The sequence below is a fragment of the Arthrobacter sp. lap29 genome (genome assembly GCF_032458965.1).
Lineage (GTDB): Bacteria > Actinomycetota > Actinomycetes > Actinomycetales > Micrococcaceae > Specibacter > Specibacter psychrochitiniphilus.
This window is the reverse complement of sequence record NZ_JAUCEK010000001.1, coordinates 478,124-491,263: the sequence shown is the minus strand read 5'-3', so window position 1 is coordinate 491,263 and position 13,140 is coordinate 478,124. Positions and strand designations below refer to the sequence as shown.

General features: G+C 60.7%; 8 protein-coding genes. 2 read left to right on the top strand and 6 right to left on the bottom strand.

The features are described 5' to 3' along the window. The first annotated feature begins 3 nt into the window (after window positions 1–3). A complete protein-coding gene (locus RY113_RS02190; RefSeq protein ID WP_315913147.1) occupies window positions 4–2,481 on the top strand; it encodes an ABC transporter permease in 2,478 nt (825 codons plus the stop codon). A gap of 197 nt (window positions 2,482–2,678) precedes the next feature. Beyond that, window positions 2,679–3,683, top strand: coding sequence for a type IV toxin-antitoxin system AbiEi family antitoxin domain-containing protein (locus tag RY113_RS02185; RefSeq protein WP_315913146.1), 1,005 nt, complete (start codon window positions 2,679–2,681; stop codon window positions 3,681–3,683). A 97-nt stretch (window positions 3,684–3,780) separates the two neighbouring features. Here the strand turns inward: RY113_RS02185 and metG are convergent, their stop codons facing one another. The 6 genes from metG to ilvD form a co-directional block, all read right to left on the bottom strand. Beyond that, a complete protein-coding gene (gene metG, locus RY113_RS02180; protein ID WP_315913145.1) occupies window positions 3,781–5,361 on the bottom strand; it encodes a methionine--tRNA ligase in 1,581 nt (526 codons plus the stop codon). 218 nt (window positions 5,362–5,579) lie between these two features. Further along, on the bottom strand, window positions 5,580–7,175 hold the full coding sequence (serA, locus tag RY113_RS02175) for a phosphoglycerate dehydrogenase (protein ID WP_315913144.1): 1,596 nt from the start codon (window positions 7,173–7,175) through the stop codon (window positions 5,580–5,582). A gap of 286 nt (window positions 7,176–7,461) precedes the next feature. Then, the gene (gene ilvC / locus RY113_RS02170; RefSeq protein ID WP_110106694.1) at window positions 7,462–8,490 is read right to left on the bottom strand and encodes a ketol-acid reductoisomerase; all 1,029 of its coding nucleotides are present in this window, start codon (window positions 8,488–8,490) and stop codon (window positions 7,462–7,464) included. A gap of 88 nt (window positions 8,491–8,578) precedes the next feature. After that, complete coding sequence (gene ilvN, locus RY113_RS02165) at window positions 8,579–9,091, bottom strand: acetolactate synthase small subunit (protein ID WP_110106693.1); 513 nt, start codon at window positions 9,089–9,091, stop codon at window positions 8,579–8,581. Window positions 9,092–9,094: 3 nt separating this feature from the next. After that, window positions 9,095–10,984 carry an acetolactate synthase large subunit gene (locus RY113_RS02160; RefSeq protein ID WP_315913143.1) on the bottom strand — a complete coding sequence of 630 codons (1,890 nt, stop codon included), beginning with the start codon at window positions 10,982–10,984 and terminating at the stop codon, window positions 9,095–9,097. Window positions 10,985–11,376: 392 nt separating this feature from the next. Beyond that, window positions 11,377–13,125 carry a dihydroxy-acid dehydratase gene (gene ilvD, locus RY113_RS02155; RefSeq protein WP_315913142.1) on the bottom strand — a complete coding sequence of 583 codons (1,749 nt, stop codon included), beginning with the start codon at window positions 13,123–13,125 and terminating at the stop codon, window positions 11,377–11,379. Between the last annotated feature and the right edge of the window lie 15 nt (window positions 13,126–13,140).

Sequence of the window (13,140 nt, the reverse complement as noted above, 5' to 3'; positions counted from 1 at the left end):
CTCATGCTGCAAGTTTCCCTGAGCCAACTCAAATCCCATTCGCGCCGCTTCATCGCCATCACCCTGGCCGTGCTGCTGGCAGTCGCCTTCCTCTCCGCCACCCTCATGGTCAACGCCTCCACGAAAGCCTCACTGAAGGCATCCCTGGGCCAGTCCTACGCCTCGGCGGACCTTGTCATCTCCCCTCCCACCCAAACCCCATTGACGACGGCGGAACTGGCCGCCGTGACGAGCTCACCTGTTGTTGGCGCCTCCTATGGTCAGCGTCCATTGTTCCTGCAGACGAATCTGGGCAAGGCCTCCGTCGGCGCACAACTACGTGATGTGCCCATGGATCCGGCCCTGGAACCAGTGAAACTGCTCTCGGGTGCGTGGCCTACCAAGGATGCTGACGTGGTGGTTGACCGCGTCACGGCCGAGCGCAACTCACTTTCCCTGGGCAGCAAGGTCACCATGTCAGCGGATGCTGGCGGCAAGGAGCCTGCCTCACTGCACGCCACAGTCTCCGGCATCATGGCTGCCTCGTTCGACCCAATGTCATCTGGCACCGCACAGTTCGTGGGCACAACAGCCGCTGTGGAGAAACTCAGTTACCCCGATTCCGGCTTTACCGGCATCTCGGTGCTGCTCAAACCGGGCGTGTCTGTTGCAGATGCCAAGGCAGCCCTGGCCACCACGTTGGATCAGCCGGCGGACACAATCCTGACGCCGGATGAGCAGACTACGCAGCAGGTCTCTCTGTTGACCGGCGGCCAGGACCAGTTGACCATCGTGCTGCTCGCGTTCGCCGCCGTTGCCCTGCTGGTGGCAGCACTGGTTGTTTCAAACACTTTCTCCGTACTGGTGGCCCAGCGGACCCGCGAACTGGCCTTGCTGCGTTGTATTGGCGCCAGCCGTGCCCAGGTGCGTAACTCCGTCATGGTCGAAGCCATAGCTGTTGGGTTTATTGCCTCGGTCCTAGGCGTGCTCGTCGCCACCGGCACCATGGCGCTCGTTTTGACCCTACTGGGCCAAAATCCCGACTTTGCCTTCGCCACTTTGGCGGTGCCGCCGTCGGCCATTGTTGCCGGACTGGTTGTGGGCACATTGTTGACGGTGCTCGCCGCCCTGGTCCCGGCCCGGGCCGCAACTGCCGTGGCCCCGCTGGCCGCACTGCGTCCCGTTGACGATGCGAGCGTGCACAACACCGGCGGCCGCGTGCGCCTGGTTATTGGTGTGGTGCTCCTGCTGGCCGGTGGCGCGGGCCTTGTGTACGGCGGCATTTCCACCAACCTGCTGATAGCTTTGCCTGCCGGAGCGGCATCCTTTGTGGGTGTCATCATGGCGGCCACGCTGTTCGTGCCCAAGCTCGTTGCGCTGGCTGGCACCCTCGCCGTGCCTGCCGGGGTGCCAGGCAAGATGGCTGCTGCCAACGCCGTGCGCAACCCGCGCCGGACCACGGCCACGGCGTCCGCCCTGCTCATTGGCGTCACGCTCGTGACCATGATGATGACAGGAGCAGCCACGGCCCGGCAGGCCTTCGACTCCCAGCTGGACAGCCGTTACCCCGTGGACCTGTCGGTGCAGGCCTACCCCGGCGAGCCGGCCATCACCGCGGATCAGCTCTCCGCCGCCGCAGCCCTGCCCGGCGTCAAACAGATCGCCCGGCTGGAATTGGTGGGCACGGTGACTGCCGGGGACCTGCAGATTCCGGCTTACGGGATTCACGACGCCGATGCGGCGGCTCTGCTGGCAAATTCCGCTAACCGTCCCACACGGACCTCGGTGGTGCTGCCCAAAGATGTCAAGGCCACCACTGCCACGTTGAATTCCGGAACCCAGACCACCAACATCGCCGCCACCCCGTCCACAACGTACGAGCTCATGGCGGTGGTCTCCCTCGACGCGTTCCCGCCCGTTGCAGCGGATGACCCGCTGCAACGGAAGGCGGCAGCACCGTTGTGGATCTCCGTGGATGAATCGTTGGAGGCCAACGCCCTGATGGATTTGCGGACCTCGCTGGCTACGGCGCTGGGCGTCAACGAATATCAGGTCAGTGGGGACGTGCTGGAAAAGGCCACGTTCAACCAGGTCATCGACATGATGCTCCTTGTGGTCACGGCACTGCTGGCCGTGGCCGTTTTCATTGCCCTGATCGGTGTAGCCAACACCCTGTCCTTGTCCGTGCTGGAACGGACCCGGGAGAACTCCCTGCTGCGGGCGCTTGGCCTGACACGTGGGCAGTTGCGCGGCATGCTGGCTCTAGAAGCGGTGCTCATTGCAGGCGTTGCCGCGATCATTGGCTCTGTCCTCGGTGCCGTGTACGGCTGGGCCGGTGCGCAGGCAGCGCTGGGATCCTTTGCCGATGTCACGGCGGTCATTCCGTGGGACCAAATCCTGGCAGTGGTGCTGGTGGCGGTAGTTGCCGGGCTCTTGGCCTCCGTGGTCCCTGCCCGACGGGCCGCGAAGCTCTCCCCCGTTGAGGGTTTAGCGATGGACTGAGGCGGGTAATCGGCGTATGTTGCGGCCACCTTTGAATAAAGGACGGCGCTTGCGGATAAGGACGGTCGTAGACGACCGTCCTTATCCGCAAGCGCCGTCCTTTTCACGATTTGAGGTACATGGGCAACGCAACGAGTTATCCACAGGCGGGCCGGCTGCCTCTGCTTCGGCACACTGCGTGATGAGACGCTTGATTCATGAGCACGCCACGACTGATAATTCCCGCCGACTTTGAAAAGTCAGGCCGAGACCGCCGGGAGCTGGTGGACCTGTGTAACAAGGGCCAGCTGACGCGGGTGCACCGTGGCGTTTACGTGAACAGCACCGAATTCCGCGAGCTCAGCCCAATGCAGCGGTACGGCCTGACTGCCTCAGCTTTTCAGGTAGCAACCCCACAGCAACCCGTTTTCTGCCACGCAACGGCAGCACTCCTCTGGGGATTGTGGATGGTCGGCGTACCGGAACGTCTGCATGTCATGACTGAGGCAATGCGAGGCGGACGGAACGAAAACGGGGTGGACCGCCACCGCGGTTCCATGACGGAACGGGTACAACGGTGCGGCTCGTTCCTGCTGACCGGGAAAGTGGACACCGTCTTGCAGTTGATCCTCAGCATTGATTTTCCCTATGCGGTTGCAATCTGTGACTCCAGCCTGCGCACCTCCAACCGCCAACGAGCCTACAACCACTTCACCGCTCGTGATGCGGAGCCGACACTACGCACGCCGCTCTGGCAGAGCACTTACCCGCAGGGGCCAGCGCTGCGGCGCGAAGACCTCATTGCCGCCGCCGGTGAACTACCAACGAAGGCAGCGCAGAAGCGGGCTCTAGCTGTCATCAATTTCGCGTCTCCCTTGTCGGAGTCGGCGGGCGAATCGATCAGCCGCGCCAAGATGCACCTGCTCGGATTCCCCGAACCCGAGCTACAAAAACACTTCATACTGCGAGACGGCAGCAACGCGTACACGGACTTCTGGTTCAAGGAACTCAATCTTGCCGGCGAGTTCGATGGCATGGGTAAATACCTGCGCGCTGACTGGGGTGGCGGACTGACTACCCAGCAGCGGGTCATAAAGGAAAAGTGGCGCGAGGATCAAATTCGAGCACAAGGTGTCAGGTTTGTCCGGTGGGATTGGAAGGACATCATGAACCAGGAGCGGTTCATTCGCGTGCTACACGAGGCGGGACTTCGGCGGCAGTAGCCCGATCGGCGAAAAGGGACGGCTTTCGCGGATAAGGACGGCGGGCTAACACCATCTTTATCCGCGAACGCCGTCCCATTCTCCAGATGCGTGCACCCTATGCCTCGACGGGCGCGGGTTCCTCGTACTTGGGAAAGATCGGCGCCGGAGCGGGCAGGACCGTACCGGGAACCAGAGGTGTGGCAATGGCAGCGAACTGGCGAACGGCGTCGTCCGCCGAGCCTCCCTGGCCCAAAACGGTCAGCAGCTTCGCCGAGGCATCCGGCATGACGGGCTGGATGAGGATCGAGACCATGCGCAGCACCTCGAGGGTCACATACAGCACGGTTTCCATACGGGGGACGTCAGTCTTGCGCAGCACCCAGGGGGCCTGGTCGGCGAAGTAGGCGTTGGTGTCTCCCAGAACGTGCCAGATCTTTTCCAGCGAGCCGTGGAAATCCTGGACCTGGTAGGTGGCGCGGGAATGTTCTAAAAGGGCACGGGCCGCGGCCAGAATGCTCTCATCGGCTTCGGTGAACTCGCCATGAGCCGGCACCACACCGGCGCAGTTCTTCGCCACCATGGACAGAGAACGCTGGGCCAGATTGCCTAAGTTGTTGGCGAGGTCGGAGTTCATCCGGCCCACCACGGCGTCATGGTTGTAGGAGCCGTCCGCGCCAAAGGGCACCTCGCGCAGCAAGAAGAAACGCACCTGGTCCAGACCGTATTGGGCAACCCAATCGGCCGGAGCCACCACGTTGCCCAAGGACTTGGACATCTTCACGCCGTTGTTATGCAGGAAACCGTGGATCATGACGCGCTTGGGCAGTTCCAGCCCGGCAGACATGAGGAACGCCGGCCAGTACACGGCGTGGAAGCGGGAGATGTCCTTGCCAATGATGTGGACATCGGCGGGCCAGTACTTCTTGAAGGCTTCGGAGTCCACATCCGGGTAACCAACGGCCGTGATGTAGTTGGTCAGCGCGTCAACCCACACGTACATGACGTGCTTGTTATTGCCCGGAACGGGAACGCCCCAGTCGAAGGTGGTGCGGCTGACGGAGAGATCTTCCAACCCGCCCTTGACGAAGCTGATCACTTCGTTGAAACGGGTGCGTGGGGCACCAAATTCCGGCTGGTCGGCGTAGAGGGCCAGCAGCTTGTCCTGGTAGTTGGAGAGGCGGAAGAAGTAGCTTTCCTCTTCGGTCCAGGTCAGTTCCGTATCGGTGACCTTGGAGTAACGCTTGCCGTCCTCGCGCAGTTCCGTCTCGTCTTCGCCGTAGTAGGCCTCGTCACGGACCGAATACCAGCCCTCATATTTGCCCAGGTAGATATCCCCGGCATCTTCCATTTTCTTCCAGATGGCCTGTGATGCAGCGTAGTGATCGGCGTCCGTGGTGCGGATGAAACGGTCATAGCTGATGCCCAGCGCCTGGTGCGTGTCCTTGAAGATGGTGACATTGCGGTCCACGAGTTCCTTGGGACTCAGGCCTTCCTTCTCGGCCGTCTGCGCGATCTTCATGCCATGCTCATCCGTACCCGTCACGAACTTCACGTCATACCCGTCAAGGCGCTTGAAGCGTGCCATGGCGTCAGCTGCGATGTACTCGTAGGCGTGCCCAATGTGCGGATCGCCGTTGGGGTACGTAATGGCGGTGGTCAGGTAGTAAGGCGTCTTGGCCGAGTCAGTAGTGCTCACCCCATAAATTTACCGTGAAATCTGGGAATTGTTGATTCGTGTCCCCTCTGCCGTTGACGCACGACGGCGGCACCTACGCTGCGGTTAAACGCCGAAGTCGCGATCCCCTCGCGGCAGTAAGATTTCTGCGGTCGCAGGGCGACCTTGGAAATCCATCCCTGCTCCGGGAATCGCGACTTCAACTTTCGGCACTGGGGTCCCTTGGGAGGGCGTGGGGATTAGTCTTCCAGATCGACCTCACGGGCCATGGTGGCGCCAATTTCGGTCTTGATCAAATCCAGCAGCGCCTGCGGCACAGTGCTGTCCACCGTGATGAGGGCCAGGGCTTGGCCGCCTTCGGTGTGGCGGGCAACCTGCATGCCGGCGATGTTGACATTATTCTCGCCAAGGATACGGCCGAGGGTACCGACTACACCGGGACGGTCAGCGTAAGAGATCACCAAGAGGTGATCGCTCATGGGGATTTCCAGCTCGTAGCCATTGACGGCCACAATCTTCTGGATCTGCTTCGGGCCGGTCAAAGTACCTGAGACGGAGATCTGAGAATCGTCTGACAAGGCGCCGCGGATGGTCAGCACGTTGCGGTAATCGGCTGATTCCAGCGTGGTGATCAAGTTAGTCTTGATGCCCCGCTGCTGCGCCAGCACCGGTGCGTTGACGTAGGAGACCTGCTCGGAAACAACGTCCTTGAAGACGCCCTTCAGCGCTGAAAGTTCCAGTGCCTTCACGTCCAGGGCGGCAATTTCGCCGGCCACTTCAACGTCGATCTGGGTCACCGAGGCGTGGGTCAGCGCGGTGAAGATGCGGCCCAGCTTCTCGATCAGCGGGATGCCGGGGCGGACCTCGGCGGCAATGACGCCACCGGCCACGTTTACGGCGTCGGGCACCAATTCGCCGGCCAGGGCCAGGCGCACGGACTTGGCTACGGAAACTCCGGCCTTCTCCTGCGCTTCATCGGTGGAAGCACCCAGGTGCGGGGTGGCGATAACGTTATCCAGGCCCAGGAAGTCAACGTCGGTGGCTGGTTCCTTCACGAACACATCAATGCCGGCACCGGCAATTTCACCCTCACGCAAGGCAATGTTCAGCGCCGCCTCATCGATGAGACCGCCACGGGCCACGTTGATGACGTAAGCGGTCTTCTTCATTTTCGCGAAGGCCTCGGTACCGATCATGCCCAGGGTTTCCGGGGTGCGCGGCATGTGGATCGTGATGAAGTCGCCCTGTTCCAGCAGCTCATCGAGAGAGACAAGTTGCACGCCCAAGCTCGCGGCACGGGCAGAGGTGACGTAGGGGTCGTAGGCAATGATTTCCATGCCGAAGGCCTTGGCTCGTTCGGTGATCAGGGCGCCAATCCGACCCAGCCCGATGATGCCCAGCTTCTTTTCCAGCAGTTCCGTGCCGGTGTACTTGGAGCGCTTCCATTCACCGTTTTTCAATGCGGTGCTGGCGGCCGGGATGTGGCGGGCCAGGGAGAGGATGTGGCCAATGGTCAGCTCGGCGGCAGAAACAATGTTCGACGTCGGGGCGTTGACCACCATGACACCGGCCTGCGTTGCGGCCTTGATGTCAACGTTGTCCAGCCCCACGCCGGCACGGGCAATGACCTTCAAGTTCTTGGCAGCAGCAATGGCTTCGGCATCCACCTGCGTTGCGGAGCGGACCAGGATCGCATCGACGTCAACAATGGCGGACAGCAGAGCGGCACGGTCAGCTCCGTCCGTCTGGCGGATCTCAAAATCGGGGCCCAACGCCTCGATCGTTGCGGGCGAAAGTTCCTCCGCGAGGAGTACTACTGGTTTGGTGGCGCTCACCTGTGACCTCTTTAGCTTGTCGTTTAGTGTTCTTGTGGGGATTTTGGTGAATGGTTTTTGTGGTGCCCTAGCAACGACAAAAGCCGGTCTCCAGTTTATGGGAGACCGGCTTCGGTGCCGTAATATATGGCGGGAAGTTCGACGTAAGCGATATAAATCACATGATCTAAGTCGCATTTGTCCAGCAGCCGGACGTAAAGCCCTGGGCCCACACGCTTGGGCCCACATTCCCGAGGGACCCAACTGTTGGTTCGCTAGCGAACCAACAGTTGGGAGGGAATGGGGACTAGCGGGAGACTGAACCGTCGGTGTAGTCGTCGCTGTTGGTGGAGATCCAGGAGAACAGCTTGCGCAGTTCGCGGCCTGTGGACTCGATGGGGTGCTCTTCGCCCTTCTTGCGCAGTGCCAGGAACTCGGGAGCGCCGGCATCCTGGTCCTCGATGAAGCGAGTGGCGAACGCACCGCTCTGGATATCGGCCAGAACAGCCTTCATGTTTTCCTTCACCTCGGGGGTGATGACGCGCGGGCCGGAGACGTAGTCGCCGTATTCTGCGGTGTCGGAAACGCTCCAGCGCTGCTTGGCAATGCCACCTTCCCACATGAGGTCAACAATGAGCTTGAGCTCGTGCAGGACCTCGAAGTAGGCGATTTCGGGCTTGTAGCCAGCTTCGGTCAGAACTTCAAAGCCGTACTGAACCAGCTGTGAGGCGCCGCCGCAGAGAACGGCCTGTTCACCGAACAGGTCCGTTTCGGTCTCTTCGGTGAAGGTGGTCTCGATGACCCCTGCTCGGGTTCCGCCGATGCCCTTGGCGTAGGAGAGAGCCAGGGCGCGGGCGCCGCCGGTGAAGTCCTGCTCAACAGCGATCAGGTCGGGGATGCCGCGGCCCGCTTCGAATTCGCGGCGTACGGTGTGACCCGGTGCCTTCGGAGCAACCAGAGCAACGTCAACGTCAGCCGGGGGCGTGATGTAGCCAAAGCGGATGTTGAAGCCGTGGCCGAAGAACAGGGCGTCGCCAGCCTTCAGGTTCGGGGCAATGTCCTCTGCGTAAACGAAGCGCTGGACCTGGTCCGGGGTCAGGATCATGATCAGGTCAGCTTCAGCCGTTGCCTCAGCAACGCTGAGGACGCGCAGGCCCTCTGCCTCTGCCTTGGCGATGGACTTCGAGCCCGCCTTCAGGCCGACGCGAACGTCAACGCCGGAGTCGCGCAGGCTCAGTGCGTGTGCGTGCCCTTGGCTGCCGTAGCCGATAACGGCGACCTTGCGACCCTGGATGATTGACAGGTCTGCGTCGTCGTCGTAAAACATTTCGGTCACTGTGTAACTCCTTGAATAAATGGTGTGTGGTGCTTTATCAAAAGTATTTCATCCAGGACCTGCCCTGCAGGTCCTGGTGGGCCGTGCGCTAGGAAGCGCGCAGCGCCCGATCGCTCATGGAACGGCTTCCCCGCCCAACGGCCAAGGTGCCTGATTGCACGATTTCCCGGATCCCGAAGGGTTCCAAGACTGCGAGCAAGGCGGCCAGCTTGTCAGCGTAGCCAGTGGCTTCAATGGTCAGCGAGTCTGTAGACACATCAACCACTGAGGCACGGAAGAGATCTGCAGCTTGGGTTACTTGCAGTCTCGTCGCGGCGTCCGCACGCACCTTGACCAGGATGTGGTCCCGCTGCACGGAATTCTCTGGAACGAGTTCAACGATCTTGATGACGTTGACCAGCTTGTTCAGTTGTTTGGTGACTTGTTCAATCAAGTCCCCGTCTGCATCAACCACTACCGTCATGCGGGAAATACCCACAATCTCGGTGGGGCCAACAGCAAGTGAGTTGATATTGAAGGCGCGGCGGGCAAACATGCTGGCCACCCGGGTCAATACACCGGGCTTATCTTCAACCAGTACGGAAAGAGTATGTCTAGTCATGCCTTAGTCCTCCTCGTCCCACACGGGGGTCATGTTGCGGGCAACTTGAATCTGGTCGTTGCTGACCCCTGAGGGCACCATCGGCCACACCATGGCGTCCGGGCTCACCACGAAATCAATGATGACCGGGCGGTCATTGATGGCCAAGGCTGCCTCAATGGTGGCGTCAATGTCCTCAACGCGTTCACAGCGCAGGCCAACACAATCATAGGCATCGGCCATCTTCACAAAGTCCGGCACACGGATACTGTCATGGCCCGTGTTGAGGTCGGTGTTGGAGTAGCGGCTGTTGTAAAACAGCGTCTGCCACTGGCGCACCATGCCCAAGGACGAGTTGTTAATGATGGCAACCTTGATGGGAATGTTGTTGATCCGGCAGGTGGCCAGTTCCTGGTTGGTCATCTGGAAACAGCCGTCACCGTCAATGGCCCAGACCACACGGTCCGGGTTGCCCACCTTGGCCCCCATGGCCGCAGGCACCGAGTAGCCCATGGTCCCGGCGCCGCCGGAGTTCAGCCAGGCGCGGGGGCGCTCGTACTTGATGAACTGCGCAGCCCACATTTGGTGCTGACCAACGCCTGCAGCGTAGACGCCTTCAGGGCCCGTCAGTGCACCAATGCGTGAGATGACTCGCTGTGGGGACATGAGCCCGTCTTCGGGTTCAGTCCAACCCAACGGGTAGGTGTCCCGCAAATTGCCCAGGAACGCCCACCAGTCGCTGAGGTTCGGGGTTCCGCCGCTCTCAAACTCGGCTTTGACGGCCGTCACGAGGTCCGGGATGATCTCCTTCAAGGAGCCCACAATAGGGACATCGGCGGTGCGGTTCTTGGAAATTTCCGCGGGGTCAATATCAGCGTGGATGACCTTGGCATGGGGAGCGAAACTGCTCAGTACCCCTGTGACTCGGTCATCGAACCGGGCACCCAACGTGATGAGCAGATCGGATTGCTGCAAGGCTGTCACGGCGGAGACCGTGCCGTGCATGCCGGGCATGCCTACGTGCAGATCATGTGAATCGGGGAACGCGCCGCGTGCCATCAAGGTGGTGACCACGGGGGCGCCCGTGAGTTCGGCCAAAACCAGCAGTTCCGCGGAAGCGTTGGCCTTGACCACGCCACCGCCTACGTAGAGGACAGGCTTCTTGGCTTCGCGGATCAGGCGGGCAGCCTCTCGCAGCTGCTTGGAATGGCCGCGGAAAACAGGGCGGTAGCCGGGCAGGTCAATGACGGGGGGCCAGGAGAAGGTCATTTGGCCAACCTGGGCGTCCTTGGCAACGTCCACGAGGACGGGACCGGGGCGCCCGGTTGAGGCAAGGTGGAAAGCCTCGGCCAGCACGCGGGGAATGTCATTGGGGTCGGTCACCAAGTACGAGTGCTTGGTGATCGGCATGGTGATGCCAACAATGTCGGCTTCTTGGAAAGCGTCGGTGCCGATGACAGAACTGGAGACCTGACCGGTGATGGCCACCAGGGGAACCGAGTCCATGTGGGAATCCATAATGGCGGTGACGAGGTTGGTAGCGCCCGGACCGGAGGTAGCGATGCAAACGCCCACCTCACCGGTCACCATGGCGTAGCCCTGGGCAGCGTGCCCGGCACCCTGTTCGTGACGGACCAGAATGTGATTCAGATCTGATGCCATCAGCGGATCATAGGTGGGAAGAATGGCGCCGCCAGGCAGACCAAAAATGTCCTTGACACCCAATTCTTCAAGTGAACGGACAAGTGCCTCGGAGCCGCTCATCTGGACAGGCGCCACAACATTGTTGGGACCCAGGACGGCGGAGGCTTGGTTTGCGGTGCTGACCACGCCTGAGTGGCTGCTTGTTTGCGCACCGTGCCCGGGGGACTTTGCTGCCATCAGCGCTGGGCTGGCGGGCGTTCCTTTGCTCATCGGTTCTTTCCTTCGGGGAAACTCTTGGCTCTCGGGTATTTCATCTGCAGTTGCGTCCACTTCTGGATGGTGTACGCAGTGTTACAAGTTGCCGCTGGTGGTGGAAACAAAAAAACCCCTCTTGCCCATAAGGCTCTCATCGAGGGGTTTGCACGTGTTGTGACGTTTTCTCATTCGTAAAAGCCACAAGTCAGCGACCAAGGGTGTGGTCGCTTCACATCACGTGCTAGCTAATGACGGCTAGGAGCTTTCGTTGCATGTGTTTAGTCTCCCGTTTTACGCTCTTGAGTGTCAAACGGCCAACTCTAGCATCTCACTATGTGGACCCAGTGTCCACCCTGTGGGCATGGTGGTGCCATCTACCCCGCTTCCCACAAACCGCCAGAGGGCGGCTAGCTGCAATAGGCCCCTGTGGAGGCACTGTTGACTAACTTGGCATACTTGGCCAAAACACCTGTTGTGAACTTGCCCGGAAGCGGCTCCCACCCCACCTTGCGTGCCTCCAACTCCGCTGGCTCCACCAAGAGGTCAAAGGTGCGCGCCGCTATGTCAACGCGAATGGCGTCCCCATTCCTGACAAAGGCGATGGGCCCGCCGTCCACGGCTTCGGGAGCCACATGACCAATACACAGCCCGGTGGTGCCACCGGAAAAGCGGCCATCGGTCAATAGCAGCACATCCTTGCCGAGCCCAGCGCCCTTAATGGCACCGGTGATGGCGAGCATCTCGCGCATGCCGGGACCACCCTTGGGACCCTCATAACGGATCACCACAACATCACCGGCTTGAATCTCACCACGGCCAAGCGCCTCCAGGGCGCCCTGCTCACGCTCAAAAACACGGGCGCTACCTTCAAAGACGTCCAGATCAAAGCCTGCACTCTTGACCACTGCCCCGTCCGGAGCCAGCGATCCGTGGAGCACAGTGATGCCACCCGTTTTATGGATGGGATTCGAGATGGCACGCAGAACCTTGCCATCGGGGTCCGGCGGGTTAATCTCGGCCAAGTTCTCGGCCACTGTTTTGCCTGTGACGGTGAGGCAATCGCCATGGAGGAGCCCGGCGTCGAGCAATGCCTTCATAATGACAGGCACTCCACCGATCTTGTCGACGTCGAACATCACGTAGCGGCCAAAGGGTTTCAGATCGCCTAGGTGCGGGACCTTATCGCCAATGCGATTGAAGTCAGCAAGGCTCAGATCCACGTTAGCTTCACGGGCAATGGCCAGCAGGTGCAGAACGGCATTAGTGGAACCTCCAAAGGCCATGGTGACGGCAATGGCATTCTCAAAAGCCTTCTTCGTCATAATGTCGCGGGCACGGATGCCCTTTTCCAGCAGATGCACCACGGCTTCGCCGGACTTGCGCGCGTACATGTCACGGCGCCGGTCAGCGCTGGGCGGTGCAGCCGAACCGGGAAGAGACATACCCAGGGCCTCGCCAATACAGGCCATGGTATTGGCCGTGTACATGCCGCCGCAGGCACCTTCACCGGGACAAATGGCGCGCTCAATGGAATCCAGATCTTTCATGCTCATCTTGCCGGCGGCGCAGGCCCCCACCGCCTCGAAGGCGTCAATCAAGGTGACTTCCTTCTCCGTGCCATCCTCTAATTTGGCGAAGCCGGGCATGATGGAGCCGGCGTAAAGGAACACGCTGGCAAGGTTGAGCCGTGCGGCAGCCATGAGCATTCCGGGCAAGGACTTGTCACAGCCGGCAAGGAGAACGGAGCCGTCCAACCTCTCGGCCATCATGACTGTTTCCACGGAGTCCGCAATGACTTCGCGTGACACGAGGGAGAAGTGCATACCCTCGTGCCCCATGGAAATGCCGTCGGAGACGGAAATAGTGCCGAATTGCATGGGAAAACCGTCTGCAGCGAAGACTCCTTCCTTGGCGCCTTGGGCCAGACGGTTTAAAGAAAGGTTGCACGGGGTGATTTCATTCCACGAACTCGCTACACCGATCTGGGGCTTGCGGAAGTCATCATCTCCCATACCCACTGCCCGGAACATGCCACGGGCGGGGGCCGCATGGATGCCATCGGTGACTACCCGGCTTCGGGGTTTAATGTCCGGGCGCCCATCGGCGGTGCGTACAACTGTGTCTTCCGGCTCAACAGAATTCGTCTCTACGCTCATGGGCGCCAGTCTATG

Bases quoted from the DNA above. Each gene is read 5' to 3' on its own strand.
- RY113_RS02190 (WP_315913147.1), top strand. From the start codon at position 4: ATGCTGCAAGTTTCCCTGAGCCAACTCAAATCCCATTCGCGCCGCTTC.
- ilvN (WP_110106693.1), bottom strand. From the start codon at position 9,091: ATGACTAGACATACTCTTTCCGTACTGGTTGAAGATAAGCCCGGTGTA.
- ilvD (WP_315913142.1), bottom strand. From the start codon at position 13,125: ATGAGCGTAGAGACGAATTCTGTTGAGCCGGAAGACACAGTTGTACGC.
- RY113_RS02160 (WP_315913143.1), bottom strand. From the start codon at position 10,984: ATGAGCAAAGGAACGCCCGCCAGCCCAGCGCTGATGGCAGCAAAGTCC.
- RY113_RS02185 (WP_315913146.1), top strand. From the start codon at position 2,679: ATGAGCACGCCACGACTGATAATTCCCGCCGACTTTGAAAAGTCAGGC.